Source organism: Pseudomonas sp. A-RE-19 (assembly GCF_019956555.1).
Taxonomy (GTDB): Bacteria; Pseudomonadota; Gammaproteobacteria; order Pseudomonadales; family Pseudomonadaceae; genus Aquipseudomonas.
This window is the reverse complement of sequence record NZ_JAHBDQ010000025.1, coordinates 1-25,345: the sequence shown is the minus strand read 5'-3', so window position 1 is coordinate 25,345 and position 25,345 is coordinate 1. Positions and strand designations below refer to the sequence as shown.

General features: G+C 60.3%; 19 protein-coding genes and 1 pseudogene. 10 read left to right on the top strand and 10 right to left on the bottom strand.

Annotated features, from left to right (window positions below; translation table 11 throughout):
- Window positions 1–52 precede the first annotated feature (52 nt).
- The 5 genes from KGB14_RS17435 (at window position 53) to KGB14_RS17415 (ending at window position 9,409) form a co-directional block, all read left to right on the top strand.
- Window positions 53–1,390, top strand: coding sequence for a lysine N(6)-hydroxylase/L-ornithine N(5)-oxygenase family protein (locus tag KGB14_RS17435; RefSeq protein WP_223487993.1), 1,338 nt, complete (start codon window positions 53–55; stop codon window positions 1,388–1,390).
- Window positions 1,391–1,914: 524 nt separating this feature from the next.
- A complete protein-coding gene (gene mgtA, locus KGB14_RS17430; protein WP_223487992.1) occupies window positions 1,915–4,632 on the top strand; it encodes a magnesium-translocating P-type ATPase in 2,718 nt (905 codons plus the stop codon).
- 341 nt (window positions 4,633–4,973) lie between these two features.
- Complete coding sequence (locus tag KGB14_RS17425; protein WP_223487991.1) at window positions 4,974–5,423, top strand: response regulator; 450 nt, start codon at window positions 4,974–4,976, stop codon at window positions 5,421–5,423.
- A gap of 153 nt (window positions 5,424–5,576) precedes the next feature.
- On the top strand, window positions 5,577–6,197 hold the full coding sequence (locus tag KGB14_RS17420) for a response regulator transcription factor (RefSeq protein ID WP_223487990.1): 621 nt from the start codon (window positions 5,577–5,579) through the stop codon (window positions 6,195–6,197).
- Complete coding sequence (locus KGB14_RS17415; RefSeq protein WP_223487989.1) at window positions 6,197–9,409, top strand: ATP-binding protein; 3,213 nt, start codon at window positions 6,197–6,199, stop codon at window positions 9,407–9,409. Before KGB14_RS17420 ends, KGB14_RS17415 begins: the two co-directional genes overlap by 1 nt.
- Before the next feature lie 3 nt (window positions 9,410–9,412).
- Here the strand turns inward: KGB14_RS17415 and dkgB are convergent, their stop codons facing one another.
- Window positions 9,413–10,216 (bottom strand): 2,5-didehydrogluconate reductase DkgB, encoded by an 804-nt coding sequence (dkgB, locus tag KGB14_RS17410; protein WP_223487988.1) that lies wholly within the window; start codon window positions 10,214–10,216, stop codon window positions 9,413–9,415.
- A gap of 252 nt (window positions 10,217–10,468) precedes the next feature.
- Complete coding sequence (locus KGB14_RS17405; protein ID WP_223487987.1) at window positions 10,469–11,377, bottom strand: LysR substrate-binding domain-containing protein; 909 nt, start codon at window positions 11,375–11,377, stop codon at window positions 10,469–10,471.
- A gap of 105 nt (window positions 11,378–11,482) precedes the next feature.
- Between KGB14_RS17405 and KGB14_RS17400 the strand changes: the two genes are divergently transcribed.
- The 4 genes from KGB14_RS17400 to KGB14_RS17385 all read left to right on the top strand — a co-directional run bounded on the left by KGB14_RS17400 (window position 11,483) and on the right by KGB14_RS17385 (window position 15,431).
- Complete coding sequence (locus KGB14_RS17400; protein WP_223487986.1) at window positions 11,483–12,349, top strand: pirin family protein; 867 nt, start codon at window positions 11,483–11,485, stop codon at window positions 12,347–12,349.
- A 127-nt stretch (window positions 12,350–12,476) separates the two neighbouring features.
- The gene (gene ycaC / locus KGB14_RS17395; RefSeq protein ID WP_123357471.1) at window positions 12,477–13,103 is read left to right on the top strand and encodes an isochorismate family cysteine hydrolase YcaC; all 627 of its coding nucleotides are present in this window, start codon (window positions 12,477–12,479) and stop codon (window positions 13,101–13,103) included.
- 200 nt (window positions 13,104–13,303) lie between these two features.
- Entirely contained in the window at window positions 13,304–14,749 is a 1,446-nt protein-coding gene (locus tag KGB14_RS17390) for a mechanosensitive ion channel domain-containing protein (protein WP_223487985.1), read from the top strand.
- Window positions 14,750–14,990: 241 nt separating this feature from the next.
- The gene (locus KGB14_RS17385) at window positions 14,991–15,431 is read left to right on the top strand and encodes a carboxymuconolactone decarboxylase family protein (protein ID WP_192343253.1); all 441 of its coding nucleotides are present in this window, start codon (window positions 14,991–14,993) and stop codon (window positions 15,429–15,431) included.
- 9 nt (window positions 15,432–15,440) lie between these two features.
- On the opposite strand, the gene KGB14_RS17380 is transcribed toward KGB14_RS17385, so the two are convergent.
- The 3 genes from KGB14_RS17380 to KGB14_RS17370 all read right to left on the bottom strand — a co-directional run bounded on the left by KGB14_RS17380 (window position 15,441) and on the right by KGB14_RS17370 (window position 19,467).
- Entirely contained in the window at window positions 15,441–17,033 is a 1,593-nt protein-coding gene (locus KGB14_RS17380) for a DHA2 family efflux MFS transporter permease subunit (RefSeq protein WP_223487984.1), read from the bottom strand.
- Window positions 17,030–18,151 (bottom strand): HlyD family secretion protein, encoded by a 1,122-nt coding sequence (locus tag KGB14_RS17375; protein WP_223487983.1) that lies wholly within the window; start codon window positions 18,149–18,151, stop codon window positions 17,030–17,032. The genes KGB14_RS17380 and KGB14_RS17375 overlap by 4 nt, the downstream gene beginning before the upstream one ends.
- A gap of 164 nt (window positions 18,152–18,315) precedes the next feature.
- The gene (locus KGB14_RS17370) at window positions 18,316–19,467 is read right to left on the bottom strand and encodes an MFS transporter (RefSeq protein ID WP_223487982.1); all 1,152 of its coding nucleotides are present in this window, start codon (window positions 19,465–19,467) and stop codon (window positions 18,316–18,318) included.
- Window positions 19,468–19,634: 167 nt separating this feature from the next.
- Here KGB14_RS17370 and KGB14_RS17365 point away from each other — a divergent pair, with 167 nt between their 5' ends.
- Window positions 19,635–20,627 (top strand): diaminopimelate epimerase, encoded by a 993-nt coding sequence (locus KGB14_RS17365; protein WP_223487981.1) that lies wholly within the window; start codon window positions 19,635–19,637, stop codon window positions 20,625–20,627.
- Between the two features lie 102 nt (window positions 20,628–20,729).
- On the opposite strand, the gene codA is transcribed toward KGB14_RS17365, so the two are convergent.
- From codA to KGB14_RS28675, 5 genes and pseudogenes are all read right to left on the bottom strand, one after another.
- Window positions 20,730–21,974 carry a cytosine deaminase gene (codA, locus tag KGB14_RS17360; RefSeq protein WP_095053066.1) on the bottom strand — a complete coding sequence of 415 codons (1,245 nt, stop codon included), beginning with the start codon at window positions 21,972–21,974 and terminating at the stop codon, window positions 20,730–20,732.
- A gap of 13 nt (window positions 21,975–21,987) precedes the next feature.
- Window positions 21,988–23,259 (bottom strand): cytosine permease, encoded by a 1,272-nt coding sequence (gene codB / locus KGB14_RS17355; protein WP_223487980.1) that lies wholly within the window; start codon window positions 23,257–23,259, stop codon window positions 21,988–21,990.
- Window positions 23,260–23,509: 250 nt separating this feature from the next.
- Complete coding sequence (locus KGB14_RS17350; protein ID WP_223487979.1) at window positions 23,510–24,340, bottom strand: alpha/beta fold hydrolase; 831 nt, start codon at window positions 24,338–24,340, stop codon at window positions 23,510–23,512.
- A 215-nt stretch (window positions 24,341–24,555) separates the two neighbouring features.
- Window positions 24,556–24,912: a 6-carboxytetrahydropterin synthase QueD gene (gene queD / locus KGB14_RS17345; protein WP_003173033.1), complete on the bottom strand. Its 357-nt coding sequence runs from the start codon at window positions 24,910–24,912 to the stop codon at window positions 24,556–24,558.
- Between the two features lie 151 nt (window positions 24,913–25,063).
- Window positions 25,064–25,147 (bottom strand): annotated as a pseudogene (locus KGB14_RS28675) (hypothetical protein); the annotation flags it as partial.
- Between the last annotated feature and the right edge of the window lie 198 nt (window positions 25,148–25,345).

The window sequence follows — 25,345 nt, the reverse complement described above, 5'->3', positions numbered from 1 at the left end:
TCACCCAGGCGTTATCCCCGCTGCTCCGGGGTTCATCCAGAGGACACTGGAAATGACACAGGCAATTGCATCGCCCATCGTTCACGACCTGATCGGCGTCGGTTTTGGCCCTTCGAACCTGGCCCTGGCCATCGCCCTGCAAGAGCGCGGGCCGAGTCAGGGCGAACTGGATGTGCTGTTTCTCGACAAGCAGGCGGACTACCGCTGGCACGGCAACACCTTGGTCACTCAGAGCGAACTGCAGATTTCCTTTCTCAAGGATCTGGTGACGCTGCGTAACCCGACCAGCCCGTATTCCTTCGTCAACTACCTCAAGCACCACGGTCGTCTGGTGGACTTCATCAACCTCGGCACCTTCTATCCATGCCGCATGGAGTACAACGACTACCTGCGCTGGGTCGCCGGGCAATTTACCGAGCAGAGCCGCTACGGCGAGGAAGTGCTGGCCATCGAGCCGGTGCTGCACCATCAGCAGGTCGAAGCGCTGCGGGTGATCTCCCGTGATACTCAGGGGTTGCAGCATGTGCGCACCACCCGCTCGGTGGTGGTCAGCGCCGGCGGTACACCGCGTATTCCCGAAGCGTTCAAGGCACTGAAGGATGACGGTCGGGTGTTTCACCATTCCCAGTATCTGGAGCGCATGGCCAAGCAGCGCTGCGTGAACAACCAACCGATGAACATCGCGATCATCGGCGGCGGGCAGAGTGCGGCGGAAGCCTTCATCGACCTGAACGACAGCTTCCCGTCGGTGCAGGTGGACATGATCCTGCGCGGCTCGGCCCTCAAACCGGCCGATGACAGCCCCTTCGTCAACGAAGTGTTTTCGCCGGAGTTCACCGACCTGGTGTTCCAGCAGGCCAGCAGCGAACGCGAGCGCCTGGTCAACGAGTACCACAACACCAACTATTCGGTGGTGGACATCGACCTGATCGAACGCATTTACGGCATCTTCTACCGGCAGAAAGTCTCGGGCATCGCGCGCCATGCGTTCCGTACCCTGACCACCGTTGAAAAAGCCACCGCCACCGAGCGCGGTATCGAACTGGCGGTACGCAACAATGCCACCGGCGACGTCACGGTTCGCCGCTACGACGCCGTGGTGCTGGCCACCGGTTACGAGCGTCAGATGCACCGCAAACTGCTGGCGCCGATGGAACAGTACCTGGGCGATTTCGAGGTCGATCGCCACTACAAACTGATCACCGACGAGCGCTGCAAGGCCGGCATCTACATGCAGGGCTTCTGCCAGGCCAGCCACGGCTTGAGCGACACCTTGCTGTCGATCCTGCCGATCCGTGCCGATGAAATTGCCGGTTCGTTGTATGAGCATGGCAAGTTGCGTGGGCAGGGTCGGTCGGTGATGGATGTGTTGTTGGCGACTGCCAGCTGAGATTTGTTGCGGCTGTAAGGGCCGCCATCGCGAGCAGGCTCGCTCCCACATTTGATCTTTGTCTTACACAAACTCTGTGTTCACTGAAGATCCACTGTGGGAGCGAGCCTGCTCGCGAAGGGGCCCGAAAGAGTCCCACAAATCTTGAATCCTGAACCCTTCCTGAAGAACCTCGCGATTCCCCCATCACACGCCTTTGCAGCGTTTACTCTCTAGAAATCGCGGCGTAAGCTTCGCGCGTTTTCATCAATAGCGGAGACCCACAGTGGGTACTTGTTCGAGTGACAGTTGTCGGCCGGTCTCGGTAACCGGCATTTTCCCGGCAAGATAAACGCGCAGCCTTTGGTGCCGTTATCTCGCCGAAAAGCGAGCAGCGGCATCCCGATCGTGGCCAGTTCCGGCACGACTCCCGACGTCCCTCTCATCGACGCTCAACAGCGTGTGATGTTCGACCCTCGTGTCGTCATCGCAGCGCCTCGACACGCCTGCTCGACGGTTTCCCGGCTGACCCTGGGGGCACTGCCATGAACCTTACCTTGCTCAAGGAATTCTTCGCCGGATTCCTGCGTACCCGCCACATCGCCCGGCACTTCCGCCGTCTGGTGTTGCTCGAAAGCTTTACTGACACCACGGTCAGTCGTGAAGTCCCACCGACATTGGCGCAAACCCTGGTCGCCGCCGCCAACAGCAACACTGGCCAACTGCTGGACAACCTCGGCAGTCACACCGACGGCCTGAGTGAACTTGAAGCCGATACATTGCGCGAGCAATACGGCCTCAATGAAGTCGAGCACGAGCAACCGCTACCGTGGTGGACGCACCTGTGGCACTGCTACAAAAATCCGTTCAACTTGCTGCTGACCTTGCTGGCGGTCATCTCCTGGCTGACCGAAGACCTGAAAGCCGCCATCGTGATTTTCTCCATGGTGGTGCTTTCGACCTTGCTGCGCTTCTGGCAGGAAACCAAATCCAATCAGGCCGCCGACGCGCTCAAAGCGATGGTCAGCAACACGGCCACGGTGATGCGTCGGGAGGTGGCGGACAGCGGGGCACGACGCATCGAACTGCCGATCAAGCAACTGGTGCCGGGGGACCTGATCGTGCTCTCGGCCGGCGACATGATTCCTGCCGATTGCCGGGTACTCAACGCCAAGGACCTGTTCGTCAGCCAGGCCGCGATGACCGGTGAATCGATGCCGGTGGAAAAATTTCCCCGTCAGCAGAACAACGACACCTGCAACCCGCTGGACCTCGACAACATCCTGTTCATGGGCACCAACGTGGTGTCCGGCACGGCGATGGCGGTGATTCTCACCACGGGCAACGACACCTATTTCGGTGCGCTGGCGCAACGGGTCGGTGCTACCGATCGCGCGCCGACCTCGTTCCAGACCGGGGTCAACAACGTCAGCTGGTTGCTGATCCGCTTCATGTTCGTCATGGCGCCGCTGGTGCTGTTCATCAACGGCTTCACCAAGGGTGACTGGACCGAAGCGTTGTTGTTCGCGCTGTCGATTGCCGTGGGCCTGACCCCGGAAATGCTGCCGATGATTGTCACCTCGACGCTGGCCAAGGGCGCGGTGTTTCTGTCGCGCAAAAAAGTCATCGTCAAACGTCTCGATGCGATCCAGAACTTCGGCGCCATGGACGTGCTGTGCACCGACAAGACCGGCACGCTGACCCAGGACAAAATCTTCCTCGCCCGCAACGTCGATGTCTGGGGCAACGATTCCGATGACGTGCTGGAAATGGCCTACCTCAACAGCTACTACCAGACCGGCCTGAAAAACCTGCTGGACGTGGCCGTGCTGGAACACGTTGAAGTGCACCGTGAACTGAAAGTCGGTACGGCGTTTCGCAAGGTCGACGAGATTCCGTTCGACTTCACCCGTCGGCGCATGTCGGTGGTGGTGGCCGAGCGTGATCAGCCGCCTCTGCTGATCTGCAAAGGCGCGGTGGAAGAAGTGCTGGCGGTGTGCACCCGGGTGCGTCACGGCGTTGCCGACGAAGCGCTGAGCGATGAACTGCTGGCGCGGATTCGCCAGGTCACCGCGACATTCAATGCCGAAGGCCTGCGGGTGGTGGCGGTGGCGGCGCGGCCGATGATCGAGGGGCGCGACACTTACAGTCTGGCCGATGAACAGGCACTGACGCTGATCGGCTACGTGGCCTTCCTCGATCCACCGAAGGAAAGCACCGCGCCAGCGCTCAAGGCCCTGGCCGCTCATGGTGTGGCGGTGAAAGTGCTGACTGGCGACAACGAACTGGTGACCGCGAAAATCTGCCGCGAAGTCGGTCTTGAGCAGCAAGGCCTGCTGATGGGTAACGACATCGAACGCATGAGCGACGCCGAGCTGGCGGTGGCGGTGGAGGCCACCAACGTCTTCGCCAAACTCACGCCGTCGCACAAGGAACGCATCGTGCGTCTGCTCAAGGGTAACGGCCACGTGGTCGGTTTCATGGGCGACGGCATCAACGACGCACCGGCCCTGCGTACCGCCGACATCGGCATTTCGGTGGACAGCGCCGTGGACATCGCCAAGGAAGCGGCGGACATCATCCTTCTGGAGAAAAGCCTGATGGTGCTGGAGGAGGGCGTGCTGGAGGGGCGGCGCACCTTTGCCAACATGCTCAAGTACATCAAAATGACCGCCAGCTCGAACTTCGGCAATGTGTTCTCGGTGCTGGTGGCCAGTGCGTTCATTCCGTTTCTGCCGATGTTGCCGATGCACCTGTTGGTGCAAAACCTGCTCTACGACATTTCGCAGATCGCCATCCCGTTCGATAACGTCGACGAGGACATGCTGAAAAAACCACAACGCTGGCAGCCGGCGGATGTCGGGCGCTTCATGCTGTTTTTCGGCCCGATCAGTTCGATCTTCGACATCAGCACCTTTGCCTTGATGTGGTATGTGTTCGATGCCAACACCCCGGACCATCAGACGTTGTTTCAATCTGGCTGGTTCGTGGTCGGGCTGCTGACCCAGACGCTGATCGTGCACATGATCCGCACGCCGAAAATCCCGTTCCTGCAGAGCCGCGCCGCCACGCCGCTGCTGGTAATGACCGGGGTCATCATGGCCGTGGGGATTTTTCTGCCGATGGGGCCGCTGGCGCATTACTTCAAACTGCAGGCGCTGCCATCGCTGTATTTCGTGTTCCTGCCGATGATACTGCTGGCGTACATGGCGCTGACCCAGGCGGTTAAAGGTTTCTACGTTCGACGGTTTGGCTGGCAGTAATGCTGCCAACGTAGGAGGCGCCGAAGGCTGCGATCTTTTGATCTTGCTTGCGCTGACATCAAGATCAAAAGATCGCAGCCTTCGGCAGCTCCTACATTCGAACGGTTACACCCGGCCGGTGCAGTCGAAGGCATTCGAACGGTTACACCCGGCCGGTGCAGTCGAAGGCATTCGAACGGTTTACACCCGGTAGGAGCTGCCGAAGGCTGCGATCTTTTGATCTTCAATCGCCCATCGTCGGACAGAGGCATTCATTTTTAGGAAAAGTCCTACAGAAAACACGACAGGTCTTCCGTAGCCTTGCGCCCTCACGAATCTGAAACCCTCAGTGGGGGCACGTTTTGCCGAACAAAGCCTTACGAATTCTGATCGTCGACGAACAGCATTTTCACCGGATGAAAACCGAGCGGTTGTTCAACCAGCTCGGTTACTACCGGGTGGCACCGGTGCACAGCCTTGCGCAAATGCTGACTCTGATCGAGTACGGCTACGAGCCGTTCGATCTGGTGGTCATCAATGCCTCGCTGGCGGGTGGGGCGTTTGACCTGCCGGGGTTCTTCCTCGATAACGGCCAGGTTAATCACACCTTGATCTACGATGGCCAGCAGGCACGATTGCCGCTGACGCCTGCCGCCGGTATTGAGCGAACGGTTCAGCAGAAGGTTCAGGTGAGCCATGCGGCGCTGCCGGATCTTTTGTCCATTCAACAGCTGATGGCGCTCATCGATCCGCTTGGGTGTGAAGGTGTTCAGTCCTCGGAGCATGAGCGGTATCGGCAACGGATCGGTTGATTCCGGGGCTACCGTTTGTCGCTACTATCATTTTTGTCAGGTTCATTTTTCCTGCACTCCATGCAAAAGTCTTAGCGCAGCCGTTGCGTCCGGTCCGGCGTTATCCGGAGTGCATTCGTGCGCAATCGTCAGGTCTTTGCACAGGGAGTTGCCATGAAGTCAGTGCTGATTGTGGACGATCATCCAGTGGTACGCGCCGCAGTCAAAATCGTACTGGAAATGGAGGGGTTCAAGCGGATTTACGAGGCTGCCGGCGGTAGCGAGGCATTGTCGATGCTCCGTGAGCATTCACCTGCACTTGTGGTGCTGGACCTGGTCATGCCCGACGGCGATGGGCTGGATGTGCTGGAACGGATCAAAGCCAGTGATTTTTCGTGCCGAGTGCTGGTGTTCTCATCGCTCGATCCGTGGTTCTTTCAGGATCGTTGCATGCGCGCCGGGGCCATGGCGTATGTCGCCAAGACCAATGTCCTGAGTCAATTGCAAAAAGCCGTGCATGCGGTCATGACCGGTTACACCTATTTCGCGCGCCTGCCTTCGGGATCGCAGAACCCCCTGCAACGCAGCGAAAAACAGATGATCGACAAACTCTCCAACCGCGAACTGACCATCCTGCAGCACCTGGCCCGGGGCATGACGAACAAGGCGATCGGCGAACTGATGCACCTGAGTCACAAGACGGTCAGCACCTACAAGACCCGCTTGATCGAAAAGCTGGGGGTGAACGCCGCCGTACACCTGCGGGACTTCGCCAAGCGCAATCATCTGATCTGATGAGCCTGACCGTGCGTGTTTTTCTATGGGGCTTGATGCTGTGTCTGGTATCGCTGGCACGGGTCGCGGTGGCCGACGAGCCCAAGTCATTGCGCCTGCTGGGGCGCTCCACGGTGGAAGGCTATGCCGTCCAGCTGGATAGGGATGATCGCAATTGGCTGGTCAGCAAACGGGTGTTGCGCGTCGGTGTAACGGGGCCGGACTACCCGCCCTTCGAATTGACGCGCAATCACGATGAACTGGAGGGCATTACCGCCGATTACGTCGAGCTGCTTGGGCAACTGCTGCATGTCAACATCGAGGTGCTGCGCTATGGCACACGCGAGGCGGCGATGGAGGCACTCAAACGCAAAGACCTGGATCTGCTGGGAACCTCCAACAGTTTCGAGGCCGCCGATCCCGATCTGTCTCGATCCAGCGCCTATGCCGAAGATCAGCCGATGCTGGTCACCAGGCTGGACGAGCGCATGCCCGAGGATCTGGCCGGAAAACGCATCGCCATGGTCGCCGACTATCTACCGGAGCAGACCGTCAAAGCCTTTTACCCCAAGGCTGATCTGCAACGTTACTCGTCGGCGCTCGATGCACTCGGAGCCGTGGCGTACGGGCAGGATGATGTGTACCTCGGGGACCTTATCAGTGCCAATTACCTGATCAACAACAACTACCACAATAACGTTCAGTTGATGGGGCCATCCGGCCTTGACGCCAACCCGTTCGGTTTCGCATTGGCTCGGGACAATACGCGCCTGAAAAACATCGTCGACAAGGCACTGGCGGCGATCCCGATGGAGCAACGCTCTGCCATCGAGCAACGATGGAGTGCCGGCCGCGCCAATCGGCTGGGTCTGCAACGAGTGAGTCTGAGCGCCAGTGAACAGCGCTGGTTGGATCAGCATCCGACGGTGAGGGTCGGCGTGGTCGGGGACTTTGCGCCTTTGACTTTCTATGATGCCCAAGGGCGATTCAGCGGGTTGACCGCGCAATTGTTGACGCTGATCAGCCAGCGTAGCGGTTTGAATTTCAACGTGCTGCGGGGCCAATCCCTGGACGAGCAGATCCAGCGACTCAAGGCTGGCGAGATCGACGTATTGCCGGCTCTCATCCCCACGACTGAAGGCGTAGCCGGGCTGCGTTTTACCAGCCCTTACGTCACCAACCCATACACGCTGGTCAGTGCAGTCACCCCCGGTAGCCCGAGAACGCTGGACGATCTGGCCGGCAAACGCCTGGCGATTTATCACAGTCATCCGATGCGTGCATTCATTCTCGCCCGGGCACCGCAGGTGCGGATGCTGGATGTGCAAGGCCCGGCCCAAGGCCTGGAAATGGTCATGAAGGGGGAGGCCGATGCCGCGCTCAGTTCATTGTTCATGACCCGCTACCTGATTGCCCGGTATTACAGCGGGCGTCTGCGCATCAGCAGTACCGTGGGCGATGAACCGGCGCGCATCGCTCTGGCGACCGGAAGTGATGCGCTGGCGCTGCACTCGATTCTGAACAAGGCGTTGCTGAGCATCTCGCCCCAGGAGATGGACGATCTGGTGGCCCGCTGGAGCAATGACGTGGTGGTGGATGACAGCTATTGGTTGCGTCATCGTCAAAGCATTCTGCAGGCGTTTGCCGTGGCTGGCGCCTTGCTGTTACTCGCCCTGGGCTGGATCGCCTGGCAGCGCCGGCAGATCCGTCAGCGTCAGCAATGGTTGCAGCAGTTGCAGGACGCCAAAGACGAGGCGGACGATGCCAACCGCGCCAAAACCACTTTTCTGGCCACCATGAGTCATGAAATCCGCACACCGATGAACGCCCTGATCGGCATGCTCGAACTGGCCCTCAAACGTGCGGACGAGGGCGTCACCGATCGCTTTGCCATTGAGGTGGCGTCCAGTGCCGCGCAACAACTGCTGGCGCTGATCGGTGACATTCTGGACATCGCCCGCATCGAGTCCGGGCATTTATCCCTGACACCCGAGCGCGCCAATCTGCGGGGGCTGGTGGATTCGGTGTGTCGGGTTTTCGAAGGCCTTGCACGGCAGAAAGCGCTGGCGTGGCGAATCGATTTGGACGAACACAGTGACTGCGATGTGTTGATTGATCCCACACGTTTCAAGCAGGTGCTGTCCAATCTGCTGAGCAACGCCATCAAGTTCACCCGTGAGGGCAGGGTGAGCCTGACGTTGCGGGCATCGTCCATTGCGTCCGGGCACCTGGCGGTCAGCGTGCGCATTGAAGACACGGGCATTGGCATCAGCACCGTCGATCAGCAACGGCTATTCAGCTCGTTTGTTCAGGCCGGCAATAATCCGCAATCAGCTCGCAGTGGTTCCGGGTTGGGCCTGGTCATCAGCCGCACGCTGTGCGAGATGATGGGCGGGCGGTTGCAGCTGGCGAGCGTGCCTGGGCAAGGCACGCAGGTCGACATCCATCTGGAGCTGATCGCATTGCAACCACTGCCTTCCAGTGCGGGGTTGGATAATGCGCCGCAGGTGCCGACGCGGCCGCTGACGATTCTGGTGGTCGACGATCATCCGGCCAATCGATTACTGCTTTTATGGCAGTTGGGCCATCTGGGGCATCAGGTTCTGGACGCTGAAAATGGCGCGCGGGGGCTTGAGCAGTGGCGCGAACATGAATTCGATCTGGTCATAACCGACTGCACGATGCCGATGCTCAGCGGTTATGAACTGGCCGGTGCCATACGCGATGAAGAGCGCGCCCTGGGCTTGCCGCCGACGCTGATTCTGGGCTTTACCGCCAATGCACAACCCGAGGAAAAGCTCCGCTGCCTGGAGGCAGGCATGGACGACTGCCTGTTCAAGCCTGTTCTGCTGGCGGATTTGAGCGCATGGCTGGCCTCCAGATTCGTGAGCGAAACGCAATCGCCACCCGAGATAGACCTCAGTGGCCTGGAGCAATACATCGGTGCGGACCGTTCACTGCTCGATCGTCTGGTGCGCGAACTGGTTGTGACCAATCGGACCGATCGGGAGAATCTGCTTCAGGCTCACGCCAGTGGCAATCGGCGCGGTTTGCAAGATCTGGCGCACCGCATCAAGGGCAGTGCGCGCATGGTTCGGGCGCAACGCCTGATCGAGCGTTGCGAGCAACTGGAGCATGTTATTGATGCGGGTGACCTGACGCTGGTCGACAACGCCGTCGACCAGCTGCAACACGCTATGTCCTTGCTGGACAAGCACTTGAGCCAAGGTTGAGACTCAATCCCACTGTGGCGCAATGCCCTTGGGGCTGGTTAGCCGCTGGCCGCGATCCAGACCTGCGATCAGCGCCATGTCGGCGTCGCTCAGGGTCAGGGCGCAGGCTTGCAAATTACTTTGCAGGTTGGCGCGCTTGGTGGAGGAAGGGATCACCGCGTACCCCAGCTGCATGGCCCAGGCCAGCGTGACCTGGGCCGGTGTCGCCTGAAGACGATCGGCGATGTGCTGGACGACCGGGTCCTTCAACACTTCGCCGTAGGCCAGGGTCATGTAAGAGGTGATCTGGATGCCTTGGCTTTGAGCGAACTCGACGACCTTGCGGTTTTGCAGGTACGGGTGCAGCTCGATCTGGTTGGTGGCGATGTTCTCGGCACCGACGGCGGCAATGGCCTGTTGCATCAGCTCGACGGTGAAGTTGGACACGCCGATCTGCCGGGTCAGGCCTTGTCTTTTGGCTTCGAGCAGCGCCCCCATGAATTCTTCGACCGGTACCTGATCTTCCGGCGACGGCCAGTGGATCAGCGTCAGGTCCAGGTAATCGGTTTGCAGTTTATTCAGACTTTCTTTGAGGCTGTCGATCAAACGGTCTTTGGCAAAGTTGGCGACCCAGATTTTGCTGGTGATGAACAGCTCGTCACGGGCAATGCCGCTGGCCGCGATGGCGTGGCCGACCTCGGCTTCGTTTTCGTAGATTTGCGCGGTGTCGATCACCCGGTAACCCAGCTCAAGACCGGTGCTCACCGAATCGATGACCACCTGGCCTTGCAGGCGAAAGGTACCAAGACCGAATGCGGGGATAGACATCAATGACTCCAGAGGTTGCAGTAAGAATGGGCAGGAGTATCCCCGGCTGCACCCTTGAGAAAAACCGCTGGTTGGGCAAAGCACTGTTTACTGCAAGTCATGAATGAGTGACTTGTCAGGGGTATTGAGGGGCCTGATATGACGCTATCGCGAGCAGGCTCGCTCCCACACTGGATCTGCGTACACCACAGATCTCCTGTGGGAGCGAGCCTGCTCGCGATAGCCACGACTCGGTGTCGGGTTTTAACCCGCCTAAGCAATATCGCTATGGCTGAACTCCTCGCCCAGAAAGTCAATCAACGTCCGCACCGACGGCAACAATCCGCGTCGCGAAGGAAAGATCGCGTGCACGATCCCGCACTTGGGTGTCCAGCCTGGCACCAGCTCCACCAGTCGCCCGGCGGCAATGTCATCACGCACCACCACACCAGGCAGGTGGGCGATGCCGATGCCGGCGAGCACCGCGTGACGCAAGGCCAGCAAGTCGTCGGTGACCATCCGCGGTGTATGACGAATCAGCGCGCTGGCGCCATCGGCACCGAACAATTCCCACTGATATTCACGCTGCGCGCCACCCCAATGCACGCTCGGCAGACCGCTGAGATCCGCCGGCGTGGCCGGTGACGACAAGCGCTGCAAAAACGCCGGACTCCCTACCAGGCACTGAGTGCTATTACCCAGCACTTTCATCACCATGTCGGTGTTTTCCAGCGGTGGAAAGCGCACTCGCAGAGCGATATCGAACCCTTCGTGGATCAGATCGACCCGGCGGTTGGTGCTCTCGATAAACAACTCCACCAACGGGTATTTGAGCATGTAGCGGGTCAGCATCGGCCCGACCCAGGTGTTCAGCAGCGCCGTGGGGCAACTGATACGCACCAGGCCTTGTGGTTCGGAGCGGTTGCGTTCGATCAGTTCGGCGGCGCTTTCGGCCTCCACGCGCATGGCCAGGCAACGCTGGTAATAAGCCTGGCCGATTTCGGTCAACGAGCAATGCCGGCTGGTGCGGTGCAGCAGCCGCACACCGAGGCGTTCTTCGAGCTCGGCGATGCGTCGGCTGAGCTTGGATTTGGGCATGTCGAGCGCGCGGCCAGCCGGGGCGAAACCGCGGTGTTCCACCACCTGAGTGAAGTAGTACAGGGTGTTGAGGTCTTCCACCATCGTTCTCCAAATAGAACGCTAAGGCTGATTTTTGCAGTCTAGCGCACCAAAGGCGTCGGTTTTAAGCTTTGTCCATCGCGTCACACCACAGATTTGGAGGAAAAGATGAAAAACATCATCGGTATCTACACCAGCCCACGAACCCATTGGGTCGGCGATGGTTTTCCGGTTCGCACGCTGTTTTCCTACGACAACCTGGGCAAACACATCAGCCCGTTTCTGCTGCTGGATCACGCCGGTCCAGCCGAATTCACCCCGACCACTGAACGTCGTGGCGTTGGTCAGCACCCGCACCGTGGTTTCGAAACCGTGACTATCGTTTACAAGGGCGAAGTGGAACACCGTGACTCCACCGGCAGCGGCGGCAAAATCGGCCCCGGCGACGTGCAATGGATGACCGCGGCCTCAGGGATTCTCCATGAAGAGTTCCACTCTGAAGGTTTCGCCAAAACCGGCGGCACGCTGGAAATGGTTCAGCTGTGGGTCAACCTGCCCGCCAGGGACAAGATGGCCGACCCCGGTTACCAGACGATTCTCGACGGTGACATCCCGAGCATCCCGCTCAAGAACAACACTGGCAGCTTGCGCCTGATCGCTGGTGAGTTCGACGGCCGTAAAGGCCCGGCGCACACCTTCACGCCGATCGACGTGTGGGACATTCGCTTGAATGCCGGCAAGTTGCTGACCCTGGACCTGCACGATGGGCGCAACACGGCGCTGGTAGTGCTGCGTGGCACGGTTCAGGTCAATCAAAAGGAACTGGTGCGTGAAGGGCAGTTGGCGTTGTTCGAACGCAACGGTGATCAGCTCAGCCTGGAGGCCAATAACGACGCCGTGGTGTTGCTGCTCAGCGGCGAGCCAATCGACGAACCCATCGTTGGCCACGGCCCGTTCGTGATGAACAGCGAGCAGGAAATCCATCAGGCCTTTACCGACTTCCAGTCGGGCCGCTTCGGCCGGATGAGTGATTGAAATCATTGTTGTAGCGCTGTGGCGTGCCGGGCATTGGCTAATGCGCTTGCCTGGCCGCGTTTAAACGAAAAAACAGAGTTCACTTACGCCGGCCCGTTCGGCATCGATAAAAAGCGAGGATTACCCCATGACTACTTCCTACAAACGTCTCGACAAGGATAACGCCGCCGTTCTGCTGGTCGATCACCAGGCGGGTCTGCTTTCTCTGGTGCGCGACATCGATCCGGACCGTTTCAAGAACAACGTGCTGGCCCTGGCCGACCTGGCCAAATACTTCAAGCTGCCAACGATTCTGACCACCAGTTTCGAAACCGGCCCTAACGGCCCGTTGATGCCGGAACTCAAGGCGTTGTTCCCGGATGCGCCGTACATCGCTCGCCCTGGTCAGATCAATGCCTGGGACAACGAAGACTTCGTCAAGGCGATCAAGGCCACCGGCAAGAAACAACTGATCATCGCCGGTGTAGTGACTGAGGTTTGTGTGGCGTTCCCGGCGCTGTCGGCCCTGGCCGAAGGCTTTGAGGTGTTCGTGGTGACCGACGCCTCCGGCACGTTCAACGAATTGACCCGTCAATCGGCGTGGGATCGCATGTCGTCCTCCGGTGCCCAGCTGATGACCTGGTTCGGCCTGGCCTGTGAACTGCATCGTGACTGGCGCAACGATGTGGAAGGTCTGGCGACCCTGTTCTCCAACCACATTCCGGACTACCGCAACCTGATGACCAGCTACAACACCCTGACTAACAGCAAGTAACCCGATAACACCTATCTAATGTGGGAGCGGGCTTGCTCGCGAAAGCGGTGTAACAGTCAACATTATTGTTGAATGTGAAGCAGCCTTCGCGAGCAAGCCCGCTCCCACATTTGTTTTGTGGTGTTTTGCAGATCGCAGGCTTCGCCAGCTCCTGCAATCTGTGAGATCTTTGCGCCATTGGCCCTTGCTGGAGTCGCTCGATGCTGTCACTGCTCACCGAACACCCATTGATCAGCGCATTGATTCTTATCCTGATCGATCTGGGATTGTGGCGTTTGATCGCGGCCAGCGGCAGCAACTGGAAACTGGCGGTGCGGGTGGTGATTTTCGCGCTGTTCAGCATGCTGCTGTTCAACGAAGGCATGAACCCCATGGAGACGGCGCCCTGGGTCGACAACGTCCCGCTGCACCTGGCAGCCACCGGTTTGCAGATCGGCTGGTGGCTGTTTGGTGCGCGCACTCTGACGGTGCTGATCGGTGCGGTGATGATGCAACGGGTCGGGCACACCGGGCGCTTGCTGCAGGATTTGCTTGGCGCGGTGATCTTCCTGATCGCGATTATCGCCGCCCTCGCGTACGTACTCGATCTGCCGGTCAAGGGCGTGCTGGCAACGTCCGGCGCGTTGGCGATCATCGTCGGCCTGGCCTTGCAAAGTACCCTCAGCGACGTTTTTTCCGGGATCGTCCTCAACACCACCAAACCCTATCAACTGGATGACTGGATCTCCATCGACGGCACCGAAGGCCGGGTCATCGACATCGACTGGCGCGCGACGCGCCTGCAAACGGCCCAGGGCAGCATGGCGGTAATCCCCAACTCCCTGGCAGCCAAGGCCAAGATCATCAACTTCAGCCGGCCCAGTGACATTTTCGGCGTCTCCATCAGCTTGCAACTGAGCCCGCACGCACGTCCGCAAACGGTGATCGACGCGCTGGAACGGGCGATGCAAGGATGCCGCTATCTGTTGAATAAGCCGGCGCCGTGTGTAGCGTTGAAAGGCTCCAGCGCCACGGGCGTGGAATACGAAATCAGTGGTTTCGTCGTCTCGATGGACCAGAAACGCATGGTCCGCAATCTGCTGTTCGACCTGGCGTTCCGGCACTTGCAGGCCAGCGGTGTCAGCCTGTTGTCGAACGTCGAACCGAATGCACCTGCCAACCTGTCGCGGCCACGGGCATTGCTGGACGCCTCGAACATTTTCTCGACCCTGCGTCAGGAAGAAAAAGAAACCTTCAGCCAGAACATGACACTGCAAACTTTCCGCCCCGGTGAAATGATCCTGCCGGCGGGGGAGGTCAGCGATCATTTGTTCATCATCGAATCCGGCGTCGTGTCGGTGGAGCTGAGTCGTGGCGGGGTCAAGTTCGAAACCGGGCGCATGGGGCCGGGAGAGGTGATCGGCGAGGGCGGGATTTTGTCCGATATGGCGATGCCGGCGGACTTTAGCGCCAAGACGGTCTGCAATTTGTATCGGATCGAGAGGGAATACCTCCAGCCGTGCCTGGATGCGCGGCATGACATCGGCGAAGCGATGAAGGCGTTGCTGGATTTCCGCTTGAACAAGGCTCAGACGCTGATTCAGGAAACGCCCAAGGTGGTGGAGAAGAAAGGGTTTTTGCAGTGGTTGCGCAAGCGTAGCGGCTGATGTGTTTGCCTGTTCCGGCCCTTCGCGAGCAGGCTCGCTCCCACATTTGATCTTTGGTGCTTATACAACTGATGTCTGACACAAAGCCCATGTGGGAGCGAGCCTGCTCGCGAAAGCGTCGGCACAGTCACTGAAAATCTTGTGGTCCATTGGCATCCTCAACTTCCCAATAATTGGCTATTTGTTCAACCTAAGGTCCGCATTAACGTAGCGCCAACCCCACCTGTGATTGGAGCTCACCATGCAACCTCGTATCGATTTCTACACCGCTTCCCCGGACGGTCTCAAAGCCATGATGGCCCTGGAAGCCGCCGTTTCGAAGCTGCCGCTGGAAAAGTCGTTGATTGAACTGGTCAAGCTGCGCGCGTCGCAGATCAACGGCTGCGCGTTTTGCATCGACATGCACACTGCCGATGCCATCAAGGGCGGGGAAACGCCACGTCGACTGTTCGCCGTGACGGCCTGGCGCGAGGCGCCGTTCTTCACTGATCGTGAGCGCGCCGCGCTGGCCTGGACCGAGTCCCTGACGCAACTGAGCCTGACCCACGCCCCGGACGAAGACTATGCGCTGCTCAGCGCCGAGTTCAGCCCCAAGGAAATGGTCGACCTGACCGTGGCGATTTCCACCATCAACAGCTGGAACCGCCTGGCCGTGGGTTTCCGCAAAATGCCTCAGGAGTAAGCGTCGGGCTCAATGAGCATCGGCACTCGGCGCGGCCGGTGGTTGTACCTTGCGCATCAAGGGCACCATCGCCGTGGCGAGGATGAAGCAGACCATGATCATCAGGAACGCGTCGCCGTAGGTTTGCGTCTGCGCTTCGCGGTAGGTCAGCAGCCACAGCTGATGCAGGCTGGCGGTGACGCCGATGTCGCCGCTCTGGCCGAGGGCGGCGAAGTTATGGCCGACCTGGGACAACCACTGATTCAGCGCTTCGTTGGTGCTGTTGAGGTTCTCCGCCAACCGGGTGAAGTGCAGGTTGGTGCGGTCATTGAGGATCGTGGCGCACGCAGCGATACCCATCGCGCCGCCGAGGTTACGCATCAGGTTGAACAACCCCGACGCATGTTTGAGCCGTGCCGGTGCCAACCCGCCGAGGGTCAGGGTCACCGCTGGCGGAACCGCCAGTTGTTGAGCAATCCCGCGCAAGGCTTGCGGCAACATCAATTCTTTGGCCCCCCAGTCGTGGGTGATCGGGCTGAAATCCCACATCGACAAGGCGAACAGCCCAAGGCCGGTCATCATGATCCAGCGCAGGTCGACGCGGTTGGCCAAAAAGGCGTACAGAGGAATTGCCAGAATCTGGAACACCCCGGTGGAAAAAACCGCGAGGCCAATGTCCAGCGCGCTGTAACCGCGCACGCGGCCGAGAAACAATGGCGTGAGGTAAATCGTCGCGAACAGGCCGATCCCCGTGACGAACGAAAAGAAACAGCCGAGGGCGAAGTTGCGGTCTTTCAAGGCGCGCAAATCGACGATCGGGTTGGCCACGTACAGGGTGCGACCAATGAAGGCTAATCCAGCCAGGCCACTGATCCAGGCGGTGGTCAGAATCGTGCTGTCGCTGAACCAGTTCCAGCGTGGGCCTTCTTCGAGGGTGTATTCCAGGCAACCGAGAAACACTGCCAGGAACAGCATGCTCAGGTAGTCGGCACCCTTGAGCAGCGACAATTCCGGCTGGTCGATTTTCACCAGCATCGGCACCGCCACCGCAACGAAAATGCCCGGCACCAGGTTGATGTAGAACAGCCAGTGCCAGGACGAAATGTCGGTGATCCAGCCACCGATTACCGGCCCCAGCGTCGGCGCCAGCGAGGCCACGGCACCAATGGTCGCGGCGGCGATTACCCGTTGTTTGCCGGTGAAGAAAAAGAACGCCGTGGTAAACACCAACGGAATCATCGAACCACCGAGAAACCCTTGCAGGGCGCGGAAGGCGATCATGCTCTGGATGTTCCAGGCCGCGCCGCAGAGCAGGCTGGCTAAAGTGAAGCCCACCGCCGAAGCGCAAAACAGCCAACGGGTCGAGAACACCCGGGACAGCCAGCCCGACAGCGGAATCACGATGATTTCGGCGATCAGGTAACTGGTCTGCACCCAGGCGGTTTCGTCGGTGCCGGCCGAGAGCCCGCCGCCGATGTCACGCAGCGACGCCGAGACGATCTGGATATCCAGCAGCGCAATGAACATGCCGATGCACATGGTGGCGAAGGCGAACACCTTGGTCGCCGTCGCCATGTTGGCGGCGTTGAACGGCTGTGCGGGGGCGGCGAGGGCGCGGTTCATGGCGCGCTGGCCACGGTTGGGGATTCAGGCTCGGCGCGGGTGTCCACTTCAGCCGTCACCGACAGACCGGGGCGCAGATGACCGAGCACGCCGTCGGCCGGGTCGAGCAGGATCCGCACCGGTACTCGCTGAACGATTTTGGTGAAGTTGCCGGTGGCGTTTTCCGGTGGCAGCACGCTGAACTGCGAACCGCTGGCCGGCGCGAGGCTGTCCAGATGGCCGTGGAATTCACGCCCCTTGAGCACGTCCGCATGAACGATTACACGCTGGCCCGGCGTCATCCGGGCCAGCTGATCTTCCTTGAAATTGGCGTCGACCCACAGCCCGCTGGCCGGTACCACCGACAACAGTTGCGAACCGGCCTGGGCGTAAGCACCAACCCGTGCTCGGCGATTGCCGATCACGCCATCGACGGGTGCTTTCAACTCGGTGTAACCGACGTTCAACTGCGCCAGATCACGCTCGGCCCGCGCTTGTATCAACGCCGCGCGGGCTTGCTGTTTCTGGGTATCGATCACGTTCAACTGACGTTGCGCGGCCAGCAGTTCGGCCTGGGCCCGGGCACTCTGCGCCTGGGCAGTCTTGAAGGTGGCGTTGGCTCGTTGGGCGCTCTCCACCGAGACGGCGTTGCTGCCAACCAGTTTTTTGTAGCGAGCATCATCGTCCCGGGAGCGGGCGGTTTCGGCACCGGTAGCGTCGATACCGGCGCGGGCCTGGCCGATCACCGCGTGTTGCAGTTGTTCGGTAGCGTCGAGGTTGGCGAGCAGCGCTTCTTCAGCGGCCACCGCACCTTCGGCCTTGGCCAGGTTGGCGCGGTAATCGCGGGCGTCGAGACGAATCAGCACATCGCCGGCCTTGACCCTCTGGTTGTCGGTGACCAGCACCTCTTCGATGTAACCTGCCACCTTCGGCCCGATCACCGTCACATCGCCGCCGATGTACGCGTCGTCGGTTTCTTCGATGAAGCGGCCAGCGGTCCACCAGTGAGTCGCGTACAGCCCGGCGAACACCAGGGTCGCGATGACCGTCGACAGCAAGATCAACCGCTTGAGCAGGGGAGGCTTGGGTGTGCTCACCGCGACAGCAAGGTCGGGTTCAAGGCTGGGCATGCTGGTCATGGAGATTACCTGTGAGAAACGCTGTTTTATTACGGATGTAATATGTCGCAGGTAATATTTACTGGCAATAGGTTTCTGCGGCCGATCGTCGCTTACTTAATCCATGCGCCAGGGGGGATGCCGGTCATGTCCTTGAAGAACGCCATGAATCAGTTTGCGACGTCTCAAACCTTCAACACCTTCCCGCCAATCGCCACGGCCACCAGCAATACCGCCATCAACCCAAAGGCAAAACTCAAACTGCTGCCATGGGCGATAAAGCCGATCACGGCAGGCCCGGCGAGAATTCCTGCATAGCCCAACGTGGTAATGGCCGGCACGGCGATGCTTTCCGGCATGACGGTCTGTTTGCCCACGGCGGTGTACAGCACCGGCACAATGTTCGAACAGCCAGCCCCCAGCAGCGCATAACCCACCAGCGCCGCTTCCCAGCTGGTTGCGAACGTCGCCAACGCCAAGCCCGCCGCGGCCGTCAGGCCACCAAACACGATCACTCGTGTGGCACCGAGGCGCCGGACAATGGCATCGCCGGTCAAACGCCCGACGGTCATGGTCAGCGCAAACGCCGCATAACCCAGCCCCGCGTACGCCGTGTCGATCCCGCGCTCCTGCGCCAGGAACACTGCGCTCCAGTCGAGCGCCGCGCCTTCGGCCAGGAACACGATGAAACACATGCCGCCGATAAACAGCACGATGCCATGCGGCACGGCAAACGCCGGGCCGGAGCTTTCGCTGCCATAGGGCAACAGATGTGGCGCGGCCTTGAGCAACGCCACCACCAGCAGCACGATCACCACCAGCATCGCCCCCAGCGGTGACATCCCCAAGCCGAGCAGGGCACTGACACCCGCCGCGCCGACGATGCCGCCGAGGCTGAACAACCCATGAAACCCCGACATCATGGTCTTGCCGCTGGCTCGCTCGACGATCACCGCTTGCAGGTTCACCGTCGAATCCACCGTGCCCAGCCCGGCGCCAAACATGAAGAGCGCGGCGATCAACGCCGGAATCGTAGACACCGTCGCCAACAGTGGCAGTGCCGCGCAGATCAACAAGGTCCCGCCGCTCAACACCCGACGGCAGCCAAAACGCGAAGCCAGAATCCCGGCCATGGGCATCGCCAGAATCGAGCCCACTCCCAGACACAGCAGCAACAGCCCGAGGGTTCCTTCATCCAGCCCGGCCCGCGCCTTGGCGTAAGGCACCAGCGGTGCCCAGGCCGCGATGCCGAACCCGGCGATGAAAAAGGCGATGCGGGTGGACATCTGTTCCAGACGTCCGGGGACGAAGGCGGCTTGGGTATTGAGGTTGGTCATCATCGATCCTTGGCAAAAAACGTCGCTTCCCCAAGGGACAGTGAACAATCGCAAAGGGTTCGATCATCACGTCCGGGCGGGCCGCAGTCAGGCAGGGTGACATCCTTGCACAGCGAGCCGCTGTTTCGCGATATCGTCGACGTATCAAATGCTCAGAAGGGGGCGCCATGACGCGGATGTACGATGCTCGAGGCAATATTTACGCAGTCGTGACGCCGGACAACGTGCGCAGTAACGGAATCGAATTGCCTGCGCAGGCCTGTCATGCCGCGCAAACCCGGGAGGCTTGGGCGTTATCGGCCATCGAGGCGTTCTGCGGCTGGGCTCCGGGTACACAACCGCCCGGTAGCAAAGCACATCGCTGCGATGGCTTGCTGGTGGGGCCATTTCAATCGTCGCCGCCCTTTGACCTGTTGATCGTCAACACCGATGGCACCCTGGCCGAGCGCAGTGGCAATGGGCTGACGATTTTTTCCAAGGCCCTCAGCGAGCAAGGGCTGATGCCGAGGGAAGAGGCCTGTCTGCTCAGGGTTCATCACGACAAGGCCGATGCGGTTTCGCCGGTGGAGACTTCGGTGAAACCCGCCGAGATCGAGGGTGTGAACGGGTTCTGGCTGGACCTGGGACAGCCATCGTTCGGGCCACAAGCGGTGGGTGCGCAGGGCGTTGAACCCTTGACGTTGACGGGGCGCGAAGTCAGTCATGTGCGCCCGTTGTCGGCGCTCAATCCTGCCTGGAACCACAGCCAGTTCGTGCGTATCGGTAATCCCCATTGCGTGACGTTGGTGACAGCCGCCGATGCGTTGCCAAGTAACGCCCGGATGCGCGAGCCGGAATTGGCCGAAGGATTGACCCGCATCGCCTATGCCATGCCGACCGGGGCAGGGCAGCCGTGTGTGGCAGGGGTGAACCTGCAATGGGCGATGCTTGAATCCGCGGGGCGAATCGTTGCGCGGGTGTTCGAGCGCGGCGAAGGGCCGACCGCATCGTCGGGCACCAGCGCCAGTGCGGTGGCGTGCGCCGCGTGGCGTGTGGGGTGGGTGGCGGCCGGGGAGGTGAAGGTGATCATGCCTGGCGGCACGGCACCGATTTTGCTGGAAGAACGGGGTGGCGAATTGAGTCGGGTGAGGTTGTTTGGTACGGCGCGGTTGATGCGGTGATTTTGAGATTGCTTTCGCGGGCAAGCCTCGCTCCTACGGGGTTAGCGCAGATCTGTAGGAGCGAGGCTTGCCCGCGAAGAGGCCCGTCTGGTCAGCGGCTTTCTAAAGCTGATCCGCCCATTCCACCACCGGCATCTGCCGCTTCATCAACACCTTGCCCCCGCGAACCGAATACAGCGGCAGACCCTGGCTGCGAATCACCTCGTAATCGCTGTCCGCCGACAGAATCAGCAGATTCGCCGGTCGCCCTTGTTCCAGCCCATAGCGGTCGCCCAGGTTCATGGCCTTGGCGCTATTGTCAGTCACCAGATCCAGCGCACTTTGCAGATTGCGATAACCGAGCATGTGGCAGATGTGCAAACCGGCCTCGAGCACCCGCAGGATGTTGCCGTTGCCCAGCGGATACCACGGATCGACGATCGAGTCCTGACCGAAACACACGTTCATCCCCGCTTCGAGCAACTCATTGACCCGGGTCACGCCCCGGCGTTTCGGGAAGTTATCGAAGCGTCCTTGCAGGTGAATGCTTTCGGTGGGGCAGGAGACAAAACTGATCCCCGAATGCCCGAGCAGCCGAAACAGTTTGGCGCAGTAGGCGTTGTCGTAGGAGCCCATGGCCGTGGTGTGGCTGGCGGTGACGCGCGAACCCATGTCGCGGCTGCGGGCCTCTTCGGCCAGCACTTCAAGGAAGCGTGAGTGCGGGTCGTCGGTTTCGTCGCAATGCACGTCCACCAGACAACCGGTGCGCTCGGCCAGGTCCATCAGGAACTTCACCGAACTGACGCCCTGATCCCGGGTGTACTCGAAATGCGGAATGCCCCCGACCACATCGGCGCCCAGGCGGATCGCTTCTTCCATCAGTTCCCGACCATTGCGGTACGACTCGATGCCTTCCTGAGGGAACGCGACGATTTGCAGGTCGATCAGGTGGCGGCTTTCCTCGCGGACTTCGAGCATTGCCTTGAGCGCGGTCAGTTCCGGGTCGGTGACGTCGACGTGAGTGCGCACATGCTGGATGCCATGGGCGGCGAGGGTCTGGATGGTCTTTTTGGCGCGGGTCTTGGTGTCTTCCTGGGTGATCGTTGCCTTGCGCTCGCCCCAGCACTCGATGCCTTCGAACAGCGTGCCGCTCATGTTCCAGCGCGGCTCACCGGCGGTCAGGGTGGCGTCAAGGTGAATGTGCGGCTCGACGAAGGGCGGCACCACCAGATTACCGCCAGCGTCCAGGTCATCAGGCCCCAGGGACGGGGCCTCGGTTTGCCGGGCGATGGTGTGAATCAGGCCGTTTTCCAGGTGCAACTCATGCAGGCCTTCTTGGTTGCGCAGGCGGGCGTTGATGATGTGCATCAGGCGAGTCCTTTTAGAGATCTTGGAGTGGTGCGTCGGCGGTACGGGCACCCAGTACCCCGGTCAATAGCACATACGTTAGCGCGGCGGCGGCAATCCCTACCAGCGGCGCGACCCACGGCGAACTGAATGCCGCCACTGTGCCGACCGCGTAAGCGCTCAGCCCCGGCCAGTTGAACGCGGGCAACTGTGTGTCGGCCAAACGAGGGTAGCGGCCCCGATAGCGAAAGAAAAAGTCCGCCATGATCACCCCGCCAATCGGCGGAATCACCGTGCCCAGCAGAATCAGGTAAGGCACCAGCATGTCGTACATGCCCAGCAGTGCCAGCAGCGTGCCGATCACCGCACCGGCCAGGGTCACGGTTTTGCGCCGGCTGGTGCGCAGCAGGTTGCAGCCGGCGACGGCGAAGTTATAGATGGTGTTGTCCTGGGTGCTCCAGATGTTGAGCAGCAACATCGCCATCGCGGCCATGGCGAAACCCTGGAGCAACAACATCTCGACCACGTCCGGTTGCTGATAGACGATGGCCCCATAGGCACCGATCAACACCATCAGACCGTTGCCGACAAAAAAACCGATCAGGCTCGCCAGCACCGCCACCCGCGCCGAACGGGAGAAGCGCGTCCAGTTCGTTGCCTGCGTCGCGCCACTGACGAACGTGCCGAACACCAGCGTAATGGCGGTCGACCAATCCAGCGTTCCCGTCGGAACCACCGCGAGCAAACCCTCGAGCCCCCCGACCTTCACCGTCGCGGCCCACATCGACAGCATCAGCAGCAACATCATGGCCGGCACGGCGATGTACGACAGAATCTCCAGCCCGCGATAGCCGATGTACGCCGTGGCGCAGAAGCCCAGGCCGAACAGCACCATCAGCCCCAGAACGGTGCTCTCGCTCAGTTCGAAATATTTGCCGAGTACGACGGCGGCGGTCGCGGTGCCCCAGGCGTACCAGCCGATCTGGGTGAAACCGAGGATCAGGTCGCTGAGCTTGCTGCCCACTTCACCGAAGCAGAAACGTCCCATCAGCACCGAGTTGAGGCCGCTTTTGAAGGCGATGTAGCCAAGCCCGGCGGCGTAGATGCCCAGCAGCAGATTGCCGAGGATAATCACCGCCATCATCTCGCCGAAACTGAATGCCACACCGAGCTTGCCGCCGGCAAACATGGTTGCGGTGAAGAAGGTAAAACCCAGCAGCACCATGGCCGTGGAGGCAAGCCCCTTGCGGGCATGCATCGGGACTTCGCTGAGGGGGTAATCGTTGCCCGGATCGTTCTGCGTCATGTGGCGTTCCTTGCTGGATGGAGGACGCGGGGGGTACTGCAGTGCTCGTGCCAATGGCGCGAGGGTGTTGTTATTTATAGACGAGCAGGCGGATTTGGCCGCAGAAGGGCTCGAAAGCGGTGCACCTGAAGGAGCACAGCCCCCATGTGGGAGCGAGCCTGCTCGCGATAGCGGTCCGCCAGTCACCCTTGATGCTGGATGTGCCATTGCTATCGCGAGCAGGCTCGCTCCCACAGTCAATGCGGTTTTTTCAGGGGGATGGGTGTTGCGGTAAAAACCGCAAAAGGGCCGCCACAATCACCTCCGGCGCATCCTCCTGAACCAGGTGCCCGGCATTGGGGATGGCATGAAACTGCGATCCCGCAATCATCTGATGCAGTGCACGTCCGCGCTCAATGGGAATCCACTGGTCGTCTTCCCCCCAAAGAATCTGCACCGGGCAACGAACCGTCGGGTACAGCCCTTCGACCTCGCGGGTATAACGTTCATCCATCTGCGCGATCTGCCGGTAGAACGCCGCCTGCCCCGGCTCCCCCAGCCAAGGCCGCACGTAGGGCTCGAGTTCATGATCGGGAATCTCGCGCTTGATCGCGCCACGAATATAGGCCGGCACAATCGCCCGCTGAATGTAATCGGGCAATCCGCTGAACGCCGCTTCATGCTCACGCACATGCTGCACGAACGGTGACCCCCAGGGCGACAGCGCCACCGGGTCGATCAGTGTCAGGCTGCGGTAATCCTTGCCGTTCAGCAGGTGTGCGCGCAACGCAGTGGCACCGCCGAAATCGTGGGCCACCACGTCCGGCTGTTCCAGGCCCCAGTGCTCCAGCAATTGCACCAACAACTGGTTTTGTACGCCCAGAGACACATCGCCGTCCGGCTGTGCGGAAAGCCCGTAACCCAGCAGGTCGAAGTAGTGGACCCGGTGCGTGGTGATGAAGTGCGGTGCAATCCGGTGCCACACACAGGAAGAGAAGGGCGTGCCATGCACGAACACCAACGGCGGGCCGTCGCCACGTACGGCGTAGCGAACGTGGTGCCCGTTGAAGCGATAGGTTTGAGCCAGCGGCCAGTCAGTCATGGGTGTGTCCTCTTGGCGTGTGCGAGCCAAAAAGCATAGGCATAAAAAAACAGCCATTGAAGGCTGTTTCTCTATTCACTGACGAAACGCAGTTCCACCTGTGGGAGCGAGCCTGCTCGCGATAGCGTCGGCACACACAACATCAATGTAACTGATAGGCAGCCATCGCGAGCAGGCTCGCTCCCACAAGGGATTTTCGTTGTCTTTAGCTCGGTTTACTCACCGCGATAGATGCAGCCGCTGGTGCAGGTCTCATGAATGCGGATCGCGCTGAGTTCCGGCAGCAGGGGCTTCAATTCATTCCAGATCCACTTGGCCAGCACTTCGCTGGTCGGGTTTTCCAGGCCGGGAATGTCGTTCAGGTAGTTGTGGTCCAGGCGCTCGTAGAGCGGCTTGAAGATCGCCTTGATTTCCGAGAAGTCGCGGATCCAGCCGGTGTGCGGATCGAGGTCGCCGCTCAGGTGAATCGCCACTTTGAACGAGTGACCGTGCAGGCGGCCGCACTTGTGGCCATCCGGCACGTGGGGCAGGCGGTGGGCGGATTCGAAGGTAAATTCTTTGAAGATTTCCACAGTGATGTTCAGCTCTGTCAGGTGGCGATCGCCGCGGCGATGAGGGCAGGCGGCGAGTTTACCAGAGCTCTGGGCAAAACACTGACTAAAGGGTCAGCAAGCGCTCGCCAAGGCGACCGTTGGCGGTCAGTTCCAGGAACTCATGGTTTGCCCGGATGCGCGCCAAGGCACGTGGGCCGGCCTTGAGGGTCAGGGCAGGGAACTTGATGTGGATGGCGGTCATACCCGTCTTGATGTCTGGCAGGCGGGGATTATAAGCGTGTCTCGGTCTACGATTGTCCTCGATCAATGTAGGAGCTGCCGAAGCAGACTGTGTGAAAACGCAATATTAGCGGATCAAGCAAACGCCCCGACTTGTTCGGGGCGTTTGCTTTTGTGCGGGAAGCAGACGAAAAAAGGCTTTTCAGCCCATTAACGCCATCATTTTGGGGAC

Excerpts from the sequence above, each read along its gene's own strand:
- KGB14_RS17405 (WP_223487987.1), bottom strand. The coding sequence starts at position 11,377 with ATGGTGGAAGACCTCAACACCCTGTACTACTTCACTCAGGTGGTGGAA.
- KGB14_RS17420 (WP_223487990.1), top strand. The coding sequence starts at position 5,577 with ATGAAGTCAGTGCTGATTGTGGACGATCATCCAGTGGTACGCGCCGCA.
- ycaC (WP_123357471.1), top strand. The coding sequence starts at position 12,477 with ATGACTACTTCCTACAAACGTCTCGACAAGGATAACGCCGCCGTTCTG.
- KGB14_RS17390 (WP_223487985.1), top strand. The coding sequence starts at position 13,304 with ATGCTGTCACTGCTCACCGAACACCCATTGATCAGCGCATTGATTCTT.
- KGB14_RS17415 (WP_223487989.1), top strand. The coding sequence starts at position 6,197 with ATGAGCCTGACCGTGCGTGTTTTTCTATGGGGCTTGATGCTGTGTCTG.
- mgtA (WP_223487992.1), top strand. The coding sequence starts at position 1,915 with ATGAACCTTACCTTGCTCAAGGAATTCTTCGCCGGATTCCTGCGTACC.
- KGB14_RS17385 (WP_192343253.1), top strand. The coding sequence starts at position 14,991 with ATGCAACCTCGTATCGATTTCTACACCGCTTCCCCGGACGGTCTCAAA.
- KGB14_RS17400 (WP_223487986.1), top strand. The coding sequence starts at position 11,483 with ATGAAAAACATCATCGGTATCTACACCAGCCCACGAACCCATTGGGTC.
- KGB14_RS17375 (WP_223487983.1), bottom strand. The coding sequence starts at position 18,151 with ATGACCAGCATGCCCAGCCTTGAACCCGACCTTGCTGTCGCGGTGAGC.
- KGB14_RS17380 (WP_223487984.1), bottom strand. The coding sequence starts at position 17,033 with ATGAACCGCGCCCTCGCCGCCCCCGCACAGCCGTTCAACGCCGCCAAC.
- KGB14_RS17350 (WP_223487979.1), bottom strand. The coding sequence starts at position 24,340 with ATGACTGACTGGCCGCTGGCTCAAACCTATCGCTTCAACGGGCACCAC.
- dkgB (WP_223487988.1), bottom strand. The coding sequence starts at position 10,216 with ATGTCTATCCCCGCATTCGGTCTTGGTACCTTTCGCCTGCAAGGCCAG.
- codA (WP_095053066.1), bottom strand. The coding sequence starts at position 21,974 with ATGCACATCATCAACGCCCGCCTGCGCAACCAAGAAGGCCTGCATGAG.
- KGB14_RS17370 (WP_223487982.1), bottom strand. The coding sequence starts at position 19,467 with ATGACCAACCTCAATACCCAAGCCGCCTTCGTCCCCGGACGTCTGGAA.
- KGB14_RS17365 (WP_223487981.1), top strand. The coding sequence starts at position 19,635 with ATGACGCGGATGTACGATGCTCGAGGCAATATTTACGCAGTCGTGACG.
- KGB14_RS17435 (WP_223487993.1), top strand. The coding sequence starts at position 53 with ATGACACAGGCAATTGCATCGCCCATCGTTCACGACCTGATCGGCGTC.
- codB (WP_223487980.1), bottom strand. The coding sequence starts at position 23,259 with ATGACGCAGAACGATCCGGGCAACGATTACCCCCTCAGCGAAGTCCCG.